General features: G+C 71.4%; 14 protein-coding genes. 9 read left to right on the top strand and 5 right to left on the bottom strand.

All coding sequences use genetic code 11. From position 1 onward, the window contains the following. The first annotated feature begins 10 nt into the window (after positions 1 to 10). Together AB0E78_RS03210 and AB0E78_RS03215 are read left to right on the top strand one after the other, a co-directional pair. Positions 11 to 1,258 carry a sensor histidine kinase gene (locus AB0E78_RS03210; RefSeq protein WP_361827511.1) on the top strand — a complete coding sequence of 416 codons (1,248 nt, stop codon included), beginning with the start codon at positions 11 to 13 and terminating at the stop codon, positions 1,256 to 1,258. After that, on the top strand, positions 1,255 to 1,860 hold the full coding sequence (locus AB0E78_RS03215; RefSeq protein WP_361827513.1) for a response regulator transcription factor: 606 nt from the start codon (positions 1,255 to 1,257) through the stop codon (positions 1,858 to 1,860). Before AB0E78_RS03210 ends, AB0E78_RS03215 begins: the two co-directional genes overlap by 4 nt. A 52-nt stretch (positions 1,861 to 1,912) precedes the next feature. Here the strand turns inward: AB0E78_RS03215 and AB0E78_RS03220 are convergent, their stop codons facing one another. The 3 genes from AB0E78_RS03220 to AB0E78_RS03230 form a co-directional block, all read right to left on the bottom strand. Beyond that, on the bottom strand, positions 1,913 to 3,349 hold the full coding sequence (locus AB0E78_RS03220) for an MFS transporter (RefSeq protein WP_361827516.1): 1,437 nt from the start codon (positions 3,347 to 3,349) through the stop codon (positions 1,913 to 1,915). A gap of 115 nt (positions 3,350 to 3,464) precedes the next feature. Next, the gene (locus AB0E78_RS03225; protein WP_361827519.1) at positions 3,465 to 4,655 is read right to left on the bottom strand and encodes a lipid-transfer protein; all 1,191 of its coding nucleotides are present in this window, start codon (positions 4,653 to 4,655) and stop codon (positions 3,465 to 3,467) included. Between the two features lie 13 nt (positions 4,656 to 4,668). Continuing rightward, a complete protein-coding gene (locus tag AB0E78_RS03230) occupies positions 4,669 to 6,894 on the bottom strand; it encodes an acyl-CoA dehydrogenase (protein WP_361827521.1) in 2,226 nt (741 codons plus the stop codon). A gap of 215 nt (positions 6,895 to 7,109) precedes the next feature. On the opposite strand from AB0E78_RS03230, the gene AB0E78_RS03235 reads away from it, so the two are divergent. Both AB0E78_RS03235 and AB0E78_RS03240 read left to right on the top strand, forming a co-directional pair. After that, positions 7,110 to 8,843 (top strand): MFS transporter, encoded by a 1,734-nt coding sequence (locus AB0E78_RS03235; RefSeq protein WP_361827524.1) that lies wholly within the window; start codon positions 7,110 to 7,112, stop codon positions 8,841 to 8,843. A gap of 215 nt (positions 8,844 to 9,058) precedes the next feature. Continuing rightward, positions 9,059 to 9,739: a class I SAM-dependent methyltransferase gene (locus AB0E78_RS03240; protein ID WP_361827526.1), complete on the top strand. Its 681-nt coding sequence runs from the start codon at positions 9,059 to 9,061 to the stop codon at positions 9,737 to 9,739. Here the strand turns inward: AB0E78_RS03240 and AB0E78_RS03245 are convergent. Beyond that, the gene (locus tag AB0E78_RS03245; RefSeq protein ID WP_361827528.1) at positions 9,671 to 10,918 is read right to left on the bottom strand and encodes an epoxide hydrolase family protein; all 1,248 of its coding nucleotides are present in this window, start codon (positions 10,916 to 10,918) and stop codon (positions 9,671 to 9,673) included. The two genes, AB0E78_RS03240 and AB0E78_RS03245, sit on opposite strands and share 69 nt — an antisense overlap. 103 nt (positions 10,919 to 11,021) lie before the next feature. Between AB0E78_RS03245 and AB0E78_RS03250 the strand changes: the two genes are divergently transcribed. The 4 genes from AB0E78_RS03250 (at position 11,022) to AB0E78_RS03265 (ending at position 14,879) form a co-directional block, all read left to right on the top strand. Further along, positions 11,022 to 11,597 (top strand): CGNR zinc finger domain-containing protein, encoded by a 576-nt coding sequence (locus AB0E78_RS03250; RefSeq protein ID WP_361827530.1) that lies wholly within the window; start codon positions 11,022 to 11,024, stop codon positions 11,595 to 11,597. Between the two features lie 130 nt (positions 11,598 to 11,727). Continuing rightward, positions 11,728 to 12,717, top strand: coding sequence for an N-acetylmuramoyl-L-alanine amidase (locus AB0E78_RS03255; RefSeq protein WP_361827533.1), 990 nt, complete (start codon positions 11,728 to 11,730; stop codon positions 12,715 to 12,717). 160 nt (positions 12,718 to 12,877) lie between these two features. Next, entirely contained in the window at positions 12,878 to 13,750 is an 873-nt protein-coding gene (locus AB0E78_RS03260) for a hypothetical protein (protein WP_361827536.1), read from the top strand. 118 nt (positions 13,751 to 13,868) lie between these two features. Beyond that, positions 13,869 to 14,879, top strand: a complete 1,011-nt coding sequence (locus AB0E78_RS03265; protein WP_361827539.1) for an LLM class F420-dependent oxidoreductase — start codon at positions 13,869 to 13,871, stop codon at positions 14,877 to 14,879. 543 nt (positions 14,880 to 15,422) lie between these two features. Here AB0E78_RS03265 and AB0E78_RS03270 read toward each other — a convergent pair. After that, on the bottom strand, positions 15,423 to 15,968 hold the full coding sequence (locus AB0E78_RS03270) for a hypothetical protein (protein ID WP_361828500.1): 546 nt from the start codon (positions 15,966 to 15,968) through the stop codon (positions 15,423 to 15,425). Positions 15,969 to 16,097: 129 nt separating this feature from the next. Here AB0E78_RS03270 and AB0E78_RS03275 point away from each other — a divergent pair, with 129 nt between their 5' ends. After that, positions 16,098 to 16,388: a hypothetical protein gene (locus AB0E78_RS03275; protein ID WP_361827541.1), complete on the top strand. Its 291-nt coding sequence runs from the start codon at positions 16,098 to 16,100 to the stop codon at positions 16,386 to 16,388. Positions 16,389 to 16,397 lie beyond the last annotated feature (9 nt).

Genomic DNA, 16,397 nt, shown 5'->3' on the forward strand with positions numbered 1-16,397 from the left:
AGGAGAAGTGATGTCGGAGAAGGGCTTCTGGCGGCGGCACACGCGTCTCGCGCGCTGGAAACACAGCAGCAGGGCGCAGCTCGCCGAGGTGCGGGCGCAGGAGAAGTCCTCCCGGAGCAGGCCCGACGACCTGGGGCCGCCCAACGGCTTCGCGATGCTGCCCTGGCTCCTGATGGGCATGGGCGCCTTCTCCAACCTCCTCCAGGGCAAGACGGGCAATCCCTGGATCGCGGGGATCGGCCTGCTGGTCTTCAACTCCCTTTACATCAACGTGGTGTTCCGCGCCTTCGACAAGAAGGCGCGGGAAGCGCGCGCCACCAAGCAGGCACTGCTCGCACTGACCGCGGTCACCTTCGCCCTGGCCATCGGCTACGGCGACAGCTGGCTGATGTTCTTCCCGCTGCTCGGCCTGGCCACCGGCTCGGTCCTGCGGGGCAAGCAGCTCGCTCCCGCGGGGTTCGCCCTGAGCATCTCCGCCGCGGTGGTCGGCGGGCTGCGGGAGGGCTGGGACGCGGCGGGCATCGCGTACGGCACGTTCATCTCCGTGATGGTGACGGCGGCGATCCTCGCCCTCTCCGAGACGGTGAAGGAACTCCGCTCCACCCGCGAGGAGTTGGCCCGCAGCGCGGTCGAGAAGGAACGGCTGCGCTTCTCCCGGGACCTGCACGACCTCCTCGGCCACACGCTCTCGGTGATCGTCGTGAAGGCGGAGGCGACCCGGCGGCTCGCCCCGCGCGACCTGGACGCGGCGCTCGGCCAGGTCGCCGACATCGAGTCCGTGGGCCGCCAGGCCCTGACCGAGATCCGCGAGGCGGTCACCGGCTACCGCGAGGGCAGCCTGGCCACGGAGCTCGACCGGGCCCGCGACCTCCTGGACGCGGCGGGCATCGAGGCCGTCGTACGCCAGTCGGGACCGCCGCTCGCCCCGCAGACCGCGGCACTGCTCGGCTGGGTCGTGCGGGAGTCCGCCACGAACGTCGTACGCCACTCAAGGGCGACCCGCTGCGAGATCGAGGTGACGGGCACCGCCGAACGGTCCCGGCTGCTGATCACCGACGACGGCCGCGGCGTAGGCTCGACACCGCCCGGCAGCGGGCTGAAAGGCCTGGCCGAACGCCTCGCGGCGGCGGGCGGCTCCCTGGAGTCGGGCCCCGCACCGCGCGGCGGCTTCCGGGTCACGGCGGAGCTGCCGGTCACCGAACCAAGTCCCGGCCCCGTTCCCGGTTCCGGCCCCGTCCTGGAGGAGCACACCCCATGATCAGAGTCCTGCTCGCCGAGGACCAGGGCATGATGCGGGGCGCGCTCGCGCTGCTGCTCGGCATGGAGGAGGACATCGAGGTCGTCGCGCAGGTCGGCAGGGGCGACGAGATCGTGGACGCGGCGCTGAGCGCACGGCCCGACGTGGCGCTCCTCGACATCGAACTGCCGGGCCGCAGCGGCCTAGAGGCGGCGGCGGACCTGCGGGAGGAGTGCCCCGAGTGCCGCGTCCTCATCCTCACGACCTTCGGCAGGCCCGGCTATCTGCGCCGGGCCATGGAGGCGGGCGCGGTGGGATTCCTGGTCAAGGACGGCCCGGTGGAGGACCTCGCGGAGGCGATCCGGCAGGTCCTGCGGGGCGAGACGGTGATCGACCCCGCGCTCGCGGCGGCTGCCCTGAGCGCGGGGCCGAGTCCGCTGACCGGCCGGGAGGCGGACGTCCTGAAGGCTTCGGTGGACGGGGCGACGGTCTCCGACATCGCGGGGCAGCTGCATCTCTCGGAGTCGACCGTGCGCAACTACCTCTCGGCGGCCATCGGGAAGACGGGGACGCGCAACCGCATGGAGGCGGTCCGTGAGGCGAGGCAGCGGGGCTGGCTCTGACCGGCCCCTGGGCCTCGCGCACCGTCGGTCACCGGCTCCGCCGAGTTCGTCCTCAAACGCCGGACGGGCTGGAATTCCCCTCCCGCGGCATCCACACCAGCAGCACCAACACGCCCGCCAGCAGGATGAACCCACTGGTCCGGAACGCCATCGCGTACCCCGAGGTGAGCGCCTCCGGCGTGGTCGAGCCGCCCATCCGCGACGCCGAGACGGTGGAGAGCACCGCCAGGCCCAGCGCGCCGCCCATCGTGCGGGAGGTGTTGATGAGCCCGGAGACGAGGCCCGCGTCGCCCGGGTCCGCCCCGGACGTGCCGAGGGAGGCCAGCGGGGTCGACGCGAGGCCCGCGCCGAACATCATCACGATGCCGGGCAGCATGATCGAGGTGAGGTAGCCGCCGTCGGCGGTCATCGTCGACTGCCAGCCGAAGCCCGCCGCCGCCACGATGATGCCGAGCAGCGACACGTTCCTGGCCCCGAGCACCGGCATCAGGCGCGGCGCGAGCTTCGAGCCGAGGACGATCGTCAGCGACGAGGGGATCAGGGCGAGGCCCGCCTTCAGCGCGGAGTAGCCGAGGACGTTCTGCGCGTACAGCGTCATGAAGAACCACATGGCGAACATTCCGCCGCCGCACACGAACATCGCCGCGTTGGCCGCCGAGACGGACCGCACCCGGAACAGCTTGAGCGGCATCAGCGGAACCCTCGTACGCGCCTCGACGAGGATGAAGAGGGCGAGGAGCGCGAGGCCCGCCGCCAGCGGCACCAGGGTCGCCGCGGCCGTCCAGCCCTTCTCCTCGGTCTGCACGATCCCGTACGCGAGCGTGGCGAGCCCCGCCGTCACGAGGACCGCGCCCGGGACGTCCAGGCGGCGTGCCTCGCCAGCCCGGCTCTCGCTGAGCCAGGCGACGCCCGCGACGATGACGAGGGCGCCGATCGGCACGTTGATCAGGAGCACCCAGCGCCAGGAGAGCAGGTCGGTGAGGACCCCGCCGACCAGGCCGCCCGCGGCGCCGCCGCCCGCGCCCACCGCCGACCAGGTGCCGATCGCGCGGACCCGCGCGGGCCCCTCGGGCACCGCCGAGGTGAGGATCGTCAGCGTGGACGGCGCGAGCACCGCCGCGCCGAGTCCCTGCACGGCCCGCGCCACGAGCAGCTGCCAGTCGGCCTGTGCGAGGCCGCCCGCGAGCGAGGCCACCGTGAAGAGCCCGAGCCCCACGAGGAACATCCGCTTGCGCCCGAAGAGGTCCCCGGCCCGCCCGCCGAGCAGCATGAAGCCCGCGAAGGTGATCGAGTAGGCGTTGACCACCCACTGCAGTCCGACCGCGCTCATGCCGAGGTCGGCCCGCATGGACGGCAGCGCGGTGTTCACCACCGACACGTCGAGGACGACCAGGAACTGTCCGGCGCAGGCGGCGAGGAGCACCGCCCACACGGGTGCGGACTTCCGCGGCGGCGCGGCTATGTAAGTGTCAGGGGGCGTTTGGACCATGACGGCCATGCTCTCAGGCACCGGATGCCCCCTGCATCGGGGTTTTGGCGCAGGGGGCCTCGGTCGTGCGTCCTAGGACTCCAGGACCTCGCTTCCGCCGCTGCTGATCCTCTGGTCAGTTCTTCCGCAGCAGCGTCACCACAGCCGCCCCACCCAGGCCGATGTTGTGCGCGAGGCCCACCCGCGCCCCCGCCACCTGCCGTGCGTCCGCCGCGCCCCGCAACTGCCATGTGAGTTCCGCCACTTGGGCGATTCCCGTCGCGCCGAGGGGGTGCCCCTTGGAGATCAGGCCGCCCGACGGGTTCACCACCCACCGCCCGCCGTACGTCGTCGCGCCGCTCTCGACGAGCTTTCCGGACTCCCCCGGCCCGCACATGCCGAGGGCCTCGTAGGTGAGGAGCTCGTTGATGGAGAAGCAGTCGTGCAGTTCGACGACGTCGACGTCCTCGATGCCGAGGCCCGACCTCTCGAACACCTGCCGCGCGGCGGCCCGCGACATCGGCTGTCCCACCACGTCGATGCACGAGCCCGAGCCGAAGGACTCCCCCGTGTCCGTGGTCATCGCCTGCGCGGCGATCTCCACGGCGCGCTCCTCCAGACCGTGCCGCTCGACGAACCGCTCGGACACCACGACCGCGGCGGCGGAGCCGTCCGACGTCGGCGAGCACTGGAGCTTGGTGAGCGGGCGGTGGATGGTCTTGGCGGCGAGGATCTCGTCGACGCTGTACTCGTCCTGGAACTGGGCGTACGGGTTGTGCACCGAGTGCCGGTGGTTCTTCGCGCCCACCGCGGCGAGCTGCGCCTCGGTGGTGCCGTACTTCTCCATGTGCTCGCGCGCCGCGTTGCCGAAGATCTGGGCGGTGGGCGGGGTCATCTCGAAGCCGTGTCCGGCCGCCATCACGCCGTAGTGCCGGGCGACGGGGGACGTCTTGAAGTCCCCTCCGTCGGAGCGGCCGCCGAGCGCGCCGCGCGCCATCTTCTCGAAGCCGAGCGCGAGCACGCAGTCGTTGATGCCGCCCTCGACGAACTGCCGCGCCATCATCAGCGCGGTCGACGCCGTCGCGCAGTTGTTGTTCACGTTGTAGACGGGGACACCGGTCAGGCCCAGTTCGTACACGGCACGCTGGCCCGCCGTCGAGGCCTGGAAGCAGTACCCGACCGGGACCTGCTCCACGTCCTCGTAGGAGATCCCGGCGTCGTCGAGCGCCTTGGTGCCCGCCTCCTTCGCCATGTCCCAGTACTGCCAGTCCCGTGTCTCGGGCTTCTCGAACTTCGTCATGCCGACGCCGGCTATGTACGCCTTCACTGTCCAGCTCCTCTTAGGTGGTGGGACGGGGCTCGGGGTCCCTCGGCAGGCCGAGGAGCCGTTCCGCGACGACGTTGAGCTGCACCTGTGTGGTCCCGCCCGCGATGGTCAGACAGCGCGACATCAGGAAGCCGTGCAGCGCCCGCTCCCCGGCGCCCTCGCGCACCACGCCCGCCGGGCCGAGCAGCTCGATGGCCAGCTCGGCGACCTTCTGCTGGTGCGGGGTCTGCACGAGCTTGCGGACGGAGGCCCCGGCCCCCGGTTCCGCCCCGGCCACCTGCCGCATGGTCGTGCGCAGGCCGATGCAGGCGAGCGCGTGCGCCTCGGCGGCGAGCGCGCCGATCCGGGCGCGGCAGGCGCCGTCTACCTCCGCGGCGCGTGCGATGAGCGCCTCCAGGCCGGTGTCGAAGGTGAGCTGGTCGGCCATGTGGACGCGTTCGTTGCCGAGCGTGTGGCGAGCGACCCGCCAGCCGTCGTTCACCTCGCCGACGACGGCGTCCTCGGGCAGCAGGACGTCGTCGAAGTAGACCTCGTTGAAGAGGGAGTCCCCGGTGATCTCCTTCAGCGGACGGATGTCGATGCCCGAGGCGCGCTTCATGTCGATGAGGAAGTACGTCAGGCCCTTGTGCTTGGGGGCGTCGGGGTCGGTGCGGGCCAGCAGGATCCCGTGGTCGGCCCATTGCGCCGCGCTCGTCCACACCTTCTGGCCGTTGATCCGCCAGCCGCCCTCGACCCGCTCGGCCCGTGTCCGCAGCGCGGCCAGGTCCGAACCGGCCCCGGGCTCGCTGAACAGCTGGCACCACAGCACCTCGCCCCTGAGCGTGGGCGCCAGGAAGCGCTCCTGCTGCCCTTGCGTCCCGTACGCGATGAGGGAGGGCACCACCCAGGTGGCGATCCCGAGATCGCTGACGCGCACCCCGGCCGCCGCCAACTCCTGCTGGACGGCGAGCTGCTGGACGGGCCCCGCGCCCAGGCCGTACGGCTCGGGGAGATGGGGCGCGGCGTAGCCGGTGGGCGCGAGGACCTTGCGGGCGGCTGCCGGGGCGAGGCCGCGGGCCGGGGCGATGGCCTCGCGGGCCTGCTCCCGGTACGCCGCCGCCTCCGGGGGCAGCTCCATCCGCAGCTCCCGGCGCGCCCCGCCCTCCGCGAGCCGCACCGCCCGCAGCCGGTGCGCGTCGCCGGTGCCGAGCAGCTGCCGGGCGACCAGCGACCTGCGCAGATACAGATGCGCGTCGTGCTCCCAGGTGAACCCGATGCCGCCGAGGATCTGGATGGCGTCCTTGGCGCAGGAGTACGCGGCATCGAGCGCGACCCCGGCGGCGAGCGCGGAGACAAGGCTCCGGGCGTCCCGCGCGGGGTCGTCCGCCGCTCGTGCCGCGTCCCAGGCGAGCGCCCGCGCCTGCTCGACGCGCACCAGCATGTCCGCGCACAGGTGCTTGACCGCCTGGAACTGTCCGATCGGCCGTCCGAACTGCTCCCGCACCTTCGCGTGACCGGCGGCCGTCTCCAGCGCCCAGACCGCCACCCCGCACGCCTCCGCCGCGTACAGGGCGCACGCCAGGTCCCGTACGAGCGCCGCGTCGACGTCGAGCATCCGGTCGGCCGGAACCTCCACCCCGACCGCCGTCACCTCGGCGGTGGGCCGCGTCGGGTCGGCGCTCTCCTGCGTACGTATGGTCAGGTCGGCCGCGTCGACGGCCAGCCACTCGGTTCCGCGCGCGGACTCGGCGGCCAGCATCAGCAGGTCGGCGTCGGCCCCGCAGAGCAGGGGCGGCGCGGTGCCGTCGAGGAGGTAGCCGTCCGCCACGGACACCGCGGTCAGCGTGCCCGCGCCGAGAGCGACGGCGCCGATCCGCGCCCCGGAGGCCAGCTCGGCGGCGAGCCCGGTGGCGCCCGCCCGGTGCAGCACGACCGAGGCGAGGGAGCTCGCCAGGTACGGCCCCGGGAGCGCGGCCCGCCCGGCCTCCTCCAGGACGACCGCGAGGTCCACGAGATCGCCGCCCCCGCCACCGCACTCCTCGGGCAGGTGCACCGCGAGCAGCCCCTGCTCGGCGAGCCCGTCCCAGTGGGCGGGCCTGGCGCCCGTGCCGGGAGCGGGGTCTCCCCTGCTCGAACGGAGCTGAGAGCTCGGGGAAGCGTCCAGCAGCTTGCGTATCTCCTCGGGCGGCACCGCGCGGGTGATCCAGCCCCGCACCGCCGCCGCCAACTCCCGCTGTTCCTGCGTGATTCCGATGCCCATGCGCGTCCTCGCCGGTAGCAGCTTCCGGGACAGCGACAGACTAGAACACGTTCCAATTCTTAGGAAGCCTGACGGGCGGTCAGATCCATACCCCGGTTAACAACAGGTCAAGAATTCCCCTCGTACGACATCCGTCGGAATAGTCGCCCCGGGAAACAGGTTCGTTCTGCACGTACCCCTGCCAGCTTTTGCACCACCCCCGGAGGCCCCACGTAATGACGCAGTCGACGACCCACCAACGCGGCACCCGCGGAGTCGTCCCCGTACTCGCCTTCGCCGGCATCGTCGTCGCGGTGATGCAGACGCTCCTGGTGCCGGTCATCAAGGACCTGCCGACGCTGCTGAGCACCAAGCCGTCGAACGCCACCTGGGTCATGACGGCGACCCTGCTCGCCGGCGCCGTATCGACCCCGATCATGGGCCGCCTCGGCGACCTCTACGGCAAGCGCCGCATGCTCCTGACGAGCCTCGCCGTGATGGTCGTGGGCTCCCTGATCTGCGGCTTCACCGACGATCTCGTCGTGATGATCGTCGGCCGCGCCCTGCAGGGCTTCGCGATGGGCGCCATCCCGCTCGGCATCGGCCTGATGCGCGACATGCTGCCCCGCGAGAAGCTCGGCTCCGCGATGGCCCTGATGAGCTCGTCCATCGGCGTCGGCGGCGGCCTCGCGCTACCGCTCGCGGCACTGACCGCGCAGCACGCCGACTGGCACACCCTGTTCTTCGGCGCCGCGGGACTCGGCGTCATATCGATGCTTCTGACCGTCCTCTTCGTGCCCGAGAGCACGGTGAAGGCGCAGGGCACGTTCGACGTGGCCGGCGCCCTCGGGCTCTCCGCCGGGCTCGTCCTCTTCCTCCTCCCCATCACCAAGGGCAGCGACTGGGGCTGGACCTCGGGCCTGACGCTCGGCCTGTTCGCCGCCGCCGCGGTCGTCCTGGTCCTGTGGGGCGTGATGGAGCTGCGTCTCAAGGCGCCGCTGGTCGACCTGCGCACCACGGCCCGCCCCGCGGTCCTCTTCACCAACCTCGCCTCGATCATGGTCGGCGTCGCGTTCTACGCGATCTCCCTGGTGCTCCCGCAGCTGCTCCAGCTGCCGGCCGCCACCGGCTACGGCCTCGGCCAGTCCATGGTCGTCGCGGGCCTCTGCGTGGCGCCGCTCGGCCTCACGATGATGTTCACGGCCCCGGTCTACGCGCGCCTCTCGGCGAAGTACGGCCCGAAGGTGACCCTCATCCTCGGCATGCTGATCATCGCGATCGGCTACGGCGCGGGCCTCGGCCTGATGAGCGCCGCCTGGCAGACGATCATCATCGCGGTCGTGGTGGGCGCGGGCATCGGCCTCGCCTACTCCTCGCTCCCCGCGCTGATCATCGGCGCGGTCGACCCCTCCGAGACGGGCGCGGCGAACGGCCTCAACACGCTGATGCGCTCCATCGGTACGTCGGTCTCCAGCGCCGTCATCGGCATGGTCCTCGCCAACACGGCGGACCACGTGGGCGGCGTCGCGATCCCCACGATGACGGGCTTCCGCACGTCGTTCCTGATCGCCACGGGCGCGGTCGCGCTCGGCCTGGTCTTCGCCCTGTTCCTCCCCTCCGCCCGCCGCTCGGTCAGGACCCAGCTCCGGGCGAGCAGCGAGGAGGACGCGAACCTGCGCGCCGCGACGGAGGCACTGGCCGGCTTCCACGGCCGGGTACTGAGCCCCTCCGGGACGCCGGTCGCCCGCGCCAAGGTCACGCTGATCGACCGCAGGGGGCGGCAGGCGGGCTCCGCCCTCACGGACGAGGTCGGCCGCTACGCGCTCCCCGTCCCCGGGGACGGCTCCTACGTCCTGGCGGCCACGGCCGCCGGACACGCACCGCTGGCCTCGGCGGCGGCGCACCGGGGCGACGACTCGGCGGTGGAGATGGACCTGCTGCTGCCGGGCGGGAGTGACGTGCTGGCGTAGGGGCGGGCCACCACATGTCCTCAAACGCCGGACGGGCTGGACATCCAGCCCGTCCGGCGTTTGAGGACGAACTCGGCGGAGCCGGTGATCGCGGCACGCGAGGCCCCCGGTCCGGGAACGGATGCGGCCCCGCCTCGATGGTCAGCTGAACCATGCGGCAGCATAGGGCGGCCCACACCGGACACCCACCGCTTTCCCGAGGCTCAGGAGAACCCATGGCCCCCCAGCCCAAGCCGGAGATCCTCGCCGCCTTCGAAGCGGCCAAGGGCTTCATGCCGACCGGCGAGGGCCTGGCCCTGTACGCGGCGGCGACGGAAGCGGCGACGCTCGGCCTCCCCCTCCTGGAGGTCGGCACGTACTGCGGCCGCTCCACGATCCTGCTCGCGGACGCGGCGCGCGAGGCGGGCGTCACGGCGATCACCGTGGACCACCACCGCGGCAGCGAGGAGCAGCAGCCGGGCTGGGAGTACCACGACCCGGAGACGGTCGACCCGCGGGTCGGCCGCATGGACACGCTCCCCACGTTCCGCCGCACGCTCCACCGGGCGGGCCTGGAGGAGCACGTGATCGCGATCGTCGGCCGCTCGCCGCAGGTGGCGAAGGCGTGGGGCGGGCCCCTCGGCCTGGTGTTCATCGACGGCGGCCACACGGACGAGCACGCGACGGCCGACTACGAGGGCTGGGCCCCGCACATCGCGGAGGGCGGCCTCCTCCTGATCCACGACGTCTTCCCGGACCCGGTGGACATCATGACGGGCCAGGCCCCGTACCGCGTCTACCTCAGGGCACTGGAGTCCGGCGCGTTCACCGAGGTCTCGGCAACGGACTCACTGCGCGTCCTGCGCCGCACGGGAGGAGCGCTGAGCGGCCAGCACCGCCGCGAGGCCCTCTCGTAGATCCTTGACGAAATACTCGGGGACCTCCAGCGACGGGAAATGTCCCCCGCTCCCGGGCGACCTCCAGCGGACGATCCGGCGGTAGCGCTCCTGTGCCCAGGGGCGTGGGGACTTCTCGATGTCGCTGGGGTACATGGTGATGGCCGACGGGACGTCGACCCGGAGTTCGGGGTCCAGCGAGTTGTGGCTCTCGTAGTAGATGCGGGCCGCCGATGCGCCGGTCCGGGTCAGCCAGTACAGGGTGACGTCGTCCAGGACCCTGTCGATGGAAATCGTCTCGAACGGGCTGTCCTCGATGTCCGACCACTCGGCGAACTTGTCGAGGATCCAGGCGAGAAGCCCGACCGGTGAGTCGACGAGCGCGTAACCGATGGTCTGCGGCCGGGTCGCCTGCTGCTTCGCGTACGCCGCGCGGTGGCGATAGAAGTGGCGGGTGTCCTCGGTCCACTGTCGCTCGACCGCCGTCAGCCCGTCCGTCGTCAACCCGGGCGGCGCCTCCGCGAACGTGGTGTGGATGCCGAGCACGTGCGCCGGGAACCTGCCGCCGAGGACCGTGGTGATGTTGCCTCCCCAGTCGCCGCCGTGGGCCACGAACTTGTCGTAGCCGAGCCTTCCCATCAGTTCCACCCAGGCGGCCGCGATCTTCTCGGTCCCCCACCCGGTGGTGGCCGGCTTGTCGCTGTATCCGAAGCCCGGCAGCGACGGGACCACGACGTGGAACGCCGGTGCGTCCGCATCGTCCGGGTCCGCCAGCGCGTCCACCACGTCGATGAACTCGGCGATGCTGCCCGGCCACCCGTGGGTCAGGACCAGAGGAGTGGCGTCCGCGCGCGCGGACCGGCGGTGCAGGAAGTGGATTCCCAGACCATCGATGGTCGTGCGGAACTGGCCGATCCGGTCGAGGCGGGCCTCGAACGACCGCCAGTCGTATCCGGTGCGCCAGTAGTTCACGACATCGACGAGGTCGGCGAGCGGTACGCCCTGTGCCCAGCGGCGGGGGCCTGGCGCGGCGCCCTGGACCGTCTCGGCCTCCGGCAGTCGCGCTGCGGCAAGGCGGGCGCGCAGATCGTCGAGGTCGGCGTCGGATGCGTGGGCTTCAAATGCCTGCACGTCTGCTTGCTCGTCTGCCTGCACGTCTGCTTGTACGCCTGCTTGCACGTCGCTGGTTGGACGGGTCATGAGTCCTCCTGGCCATCGTGGAACCGGCCGCGAACTGCTAGGAACCGGCTAAGACGGTTCTACCGCGCCTCCATGCCGACGTGCAACCGGCTAAGGTGGTTCCATGCGTGCTGGCTTCCCTGACTTCCGCCTCGGCAGCGTGCTGGCGACCAGCTTCACGGGGACGCTGTCGGAGCGTCATGGCGACTCCGTCGAGCGCATCCCCACGCCGCAGCGCCTCATCGACTGGCTGGCGGTGAGCGGCCTCGCCGTGGACTCCTGCACCGCGCCCCAGCTCGACCTCGCCCGGGAGCTGAGGGAGTCGATCCACGCCGCCGCGACAGCGGCCGCGCTCCAGGAAGCTCTCCCCTCATCCGCCGTCCACGTCATCAATGACCGCAGCGCCCAGGGGCGGGCCGCGGCCGTCCTGACGCCCGGCGGCGAGCGGCGATGGCGGCTCGGCTCGGCTTCCCGCGTGGAAGACGCCCTCAGCGTGATCGCGGCCGACGCGGTCGCCATCATCGCGGGCGAACGAGACGGAAAACTGGCCTTGTGCGCCTCACCGACCTGCCGGGCCGCCTTCTTCGACACCAGCCAGAGCCGCACCCGCAAGTGGTGCGACATGAACACGTGCGGAAACCGCCAGAAGAAGGCGCGCTTCCACGCCAACCAGCGCAAGAACCCGACATCGGCGAAATGACCTGCGACACCGCGCGTACCGGGCGTAGCTCGCCGCCCCCGGAAGGACCCCCGCGTCCGGGGCGTAACCGGAAAGAGTGGAGAACCGTGGGTCCCTGCGGAGCACGTGAACGGCCCGTATGGTGGCTCTCGTGTCGTACGTAGGTCCGGACAGCCAGCCCCCACGCCCGCCCCGCCGTTTCAGCGGCGGCCCCCTCACCGTGACGCTCGCCGCGCTGGTGCCGACGTGCCTTGCGGGGTGGCTCATTTACGAGGCGACGAGCGGTCCCGGCGGGAACGAACCGCCCAGAACGCTCCCCTCCACCAGTCGGTCCGCGCAGGGTTCACCCTCTGCCGCGCCGTCCCCGCCGGCCTCCGAGAAGGACGACGACAAGGGCGAGGGCAAGGCGAGCGACAAGCCGAGCACGACGAAGCCCCCGAAGTCCTCGACCCGGCCCGCCGCCTCCGGGCCCCTCAAGGGCAAGGTCGTCGTCGTCGACCCGGGTCACAACACCGGCAACGGCAGGCACACGGCCGAGATCAACCGCCTGGTGAACATCGGGACGAACCGCAAGGCGTGCGACACCACGGGCACCTCCACCAACAACGGTTACAGCGAGGCCCAGTTCACCCTCGACGTCTCGCGCCGGCTGCGCACGCTGCTGGAGAAGCAGGGCGCCACTGTGAAGTTCACCCAGGACGGCGACCGCCCCTGGGGCCCCTGCGTCGACGAGCGCGCCCGCATCGGCAACAACGCCCACGCGGACGCCGTCGTCTCCGTGCACGCCGACGGATCCGCGGCGGGCAACCGCGGCTTCCATGTGATCCTGCCCGCATCGGTGAAGTCCGGCGCCGCGGACACCACCAAGATCGTCGTCCCGTCACGCGCCCTGGGCGAGCGCATCGCGGGCAAGTTCGTGCTCGCGACGGGCAGCGCCCCCTCCAACTACGTCGGTGACGACACCGGACTCGACGTACGCAAGGACCTGGGGGGCCTCAACCTGTCCACCGTCCCCAAGGTCTTCATCGAGTGCGGCAACATGAGGGACGCGAAGGACGAGGCGTTGCTCACGAGCGACGCGTGGCGGCAGAAGGCGGCGCAGGGGATCTCCGACGGAATCGTGAGCTTCTTGCGCGGATAACGGGTTGGTAGCGGGTTGACAGGTCTTTATCCCGAGCAGACACCCCACGCGAGTGAACGATAATGTCCTCCGTACGATGGGGGGCCATCCCCGCGCTTTGCACCACGACCTTGGGGCGAGCGACGCCTCCACCGACGAGACGACTTACGAAGGACCTGAAGTGAATATCCGCTCTCTCACTCGAGGCGACGGCGTGGTGATCGGGGCAGCGGTGTTGCTGTTCATCGCCTCGTTCCTGGACATCTTCGATGTCGAAGGCGCCTCGGACTCCCTAGACATGCCGAATGCCTGGAGCAGCGGGCCGGTTCTGCTGGGCGTCACCCTGGCCGGAATCATCGGTGCTGTCTGCATCGTCGTCTCCCGCGCGCTGCCGACCCCTCCGAAGGTCTTCGGTCTCGACCTCGGCCACTTCGGTGTCGCCTTCACCGTTGCCGCCGCCTGGAGCGCCATCGGTCAGATCTTCGACCCGTCCAGCGGGTACGACAACGTGGGCACGGGAGCCGGTGACGCCGGTGTCGACGCCGGTGTCGGCCTCATCCTTTCCCTGATCGCCACGCTGGTCATGGCCGCCGGGGCGATCCTCGCCCTGACCGTGCCCGCCCTCAAGGCCCCCCTCGTCGGCTCCCCGCGTCCCGCCCCCCAGCCCTACGGCGGTCAGCCGCAGGGCGGGTACGGGTACCCGGGCGCCCAGGGTCAGCCGCAGCCGGGGCAGCCGTACGGCGCCCAGCCCGGTCAGCCCGGCCAGCCGCAGCAGGGTCAGCCCTTCGGTGCGCAGCCGGGGCAGCCGCAGCCGGGGCAGCAGACGCCGCCTCCCGGTCAGGCGCAGCCCGCCGGTGACTTCTCGCCGTTCTGGTTCGCCGTGCCGGTGCCGCGTCCGCTGTACGCGGAGGACGGTTCGCCGACGCCGATCGCCGAACTGGCGCCCGGCACCTGGTACTTGGCCGTCGAGCAGCGCGGTCCCGGCCTGGTGGCCCAGACGCAGGACGGCCGCCGTGGCGTGCTGCAGGACACCACGGGGATTCAGCGCGGCTGATCTCTCCCGCACCTCGCGACACCTCGCGGCCCCTCGCCCTTCCGGGCGGGGGGCCGTTGTCGTACAGTCGCCACCTCGCAGGGAACTGACGGGCCGTCAGGAGAAATGGGGATCGCGTATGCGACTGGGACTCGCACTCGGTTACTGGGGGCGCGGCCCCGATCCCGGGCACGTGGCACTCGCCCAGGAGGCCGAGCGGCTCGGATACGACTCCGTGTGGACGGCGGAGGCGTGGGGCTCCGACGCCTTCACTCCCCTCACCTGGATCGCGGCGCAGACCTCACAGATCAAGCTGGGTACGGCGGTCGTGCAGATGGCGGCGCGCTCACCGGTGACGACAGCCATGCACGCGCTGACCCTCGACCATCTCTCCGGCGGCCGGATGATGCTCGGACTCGGCCTCTCCGGGCCGCAGGTGGTGGAGGGCTGGTACGGCCGCCCGTTCCCGAAGTCACCGCTGACGGCGACGCGCGAGTACGTCGATGTGATCCGCCAAGTGCTGCGGCGGGAGGGCCCGGTGACCCTCGAAGGCCAATTCCACTCGCACCCGTACCAGGGCGAGGACGGCAGCGGCCTCGGCAAACCCCTGAAGCCGATCACACACCCGCTCCGAGCGGACCTGCCGGTGCTGCTCGGCGCGGAGGGGCCCAAGAACATCGCGCAGACGGCACGGATCGCCGACGGCTGGCTGCCCCTCTACTGGTCGCCGATGCGGGCCGATGTGTACGAGGCGTCGCTGACGGAGGCGCGGGACGGTTTCATGGTCGCGCCCATGGCACGGGCGAAGGTCTGCGACGACGTTGCGGAGGGCCTGCTTCCGGTCAAGGCGATGCTGGGGTTCTATATCGGCGGGATGGGGCACTCCGCGCGAAACTTTCATGCGGATCTGATGGCCCGGATGGGCTTCGAGGAGGAGGCCCGACACATCCAGGACCTGTTCCTGGCAGGCCGCCGGGAGGAGGCGGTACTGGCCGTTCCGGACGCCTTCGCCGACGAGATCTCCCTGATCGGCCCCCGAGAACGCATAGCGGAACGCCTGGACCTATGGCGCAAGGGCCCCGTAACGGACCTCCTCGTCCTGTCCCCGGACCACCACACGCTACGAGTGCTGGCCGAACTGAACGGCTGACGCGAACGGCTTGCGCGCGGGCTTGCGCGGACGGCTGCGGCGAGCGCGATCGGCTGACGCGGTCCGCTGCGGCTAGCGCGGAACGACGCGGCTGAAACGGCTGGCGCGGACTCGCACGGCGGGCACGGCCAATGCGGCTGGCGCAAACTGGCACGACTTGCCTGGACGGCGCGGCCGGCGCGGAACGAAGCGCCTGGCGCGGCCAGCGCGGCTTCCACGGACCGGAGCGGCTAGCGCGGACCGGAGCGGCTGACACGACTGGTGCGGCTGGCACGGACTGGCGCGGGCAGGCACAACTCGCGCGGCTGGCGCGGACTCGCACGGCTGGCGCGGAACGGGCCGGCGGGTCTACTCGGCCGATGTCCCGGACCGTCTGGCGCAGGTCTCCGGCCGTCGGCATCCATCGCTCCAGCCCGCCCGGCACTTGAGGGCGGGCCCCCAGGAGCCGGTGGTCGGGCGGGGGCGCAGCCAGGCGGCGGCTCGGTCCAGGGTCCGGGCCCTGCCCCGGACCCTGCCCCGGACCGCCCGAGGCCAGGGGCCTACCTAGCCCTTTGCCAGTTCCCCTGCTGATGGCACGCGGTCCTTGACCTCCGCGCCCGCGCCCTTGCCCGCGTCCTTCACCTTGTTGATGACGTCGTCGAAGGAGTTCACCACCGAGTCCGTCGAATCGCCCTTGCGGAGCTTCTTGGGGAGATCCTTCAGCGCGTCGATGCCCGCCGTCAGCGGGGCCACCGCCTTGGACAGCGTCGGGTCGCCCTGGGCGTTCTTCGTCGCCGCCTTCAGGCGGTTGTAGGCGAGGGTTCCGGCGAGGCCTGCCTTGATCAGGGCGAACTTGCGCCCATCGGCACCCTTCTTGAACTTCCCCGCCCGGAAGGGCTTCACGATCCACTGGTACGTCGCACCGGCGGCGATCCCCGCGTTCGCCACGAACCGTGTCTTCGCGAACTTCTGCTTCTCGGCGGAGCTCGAGCTGGACGGTGCCGAGGCAGCGTCCGCCTCGTCACCGCCGCACCCGGTCAGCCCCGCGAGCAGGGCGCCGCACAACACAGGGGCGACGAGGGACCGGCGTACGGTCGCGGCGGACAGCAACACGGGGGACCTCCGGGAGTGGACAGCTAGAGGACAGCTCTCCCGGCAGCCTCACCCCGCCCGGCGCGGCCCGCCACTCGGGCGAGCCCGTACGGGTTTCAACCGGGCCGATCCCGGTACACGGGTCTTATGTCCACCCGACAAGCACGTGGCAGCACCGCAGCGAGGGTCATCGTCATCGTCGCAGACGTGATGGCCATCATCCTCGGCCTGTGGATCCTCATGTATCTGTTGGACGCGAACCGCGCCAACGACCTCGTCCAGTTCATCCACGACGTGGCCCGCTGGCTCGCAGGCTGGTCACATGACCTGTTCACATTCGATGAGGCCTGGGCCCGCGTCGTCTGCGGCTACGGCCTCGCAGCTCTCGTGTACGTCTTCATCGGCCACGCCGTCGCAGGACGGCTCCGCCGCTACTGAGCGGTGGGA

The sequence above is a fragment of the Streptomyces sp. NPDC032198 genome (assembly GCF_040636975.1).
Classification (GTDB): Bacteria; Actinomycetota; Actinomycetes; order Streptomycetales; family Streptomycetaceae; genus Streptomyces.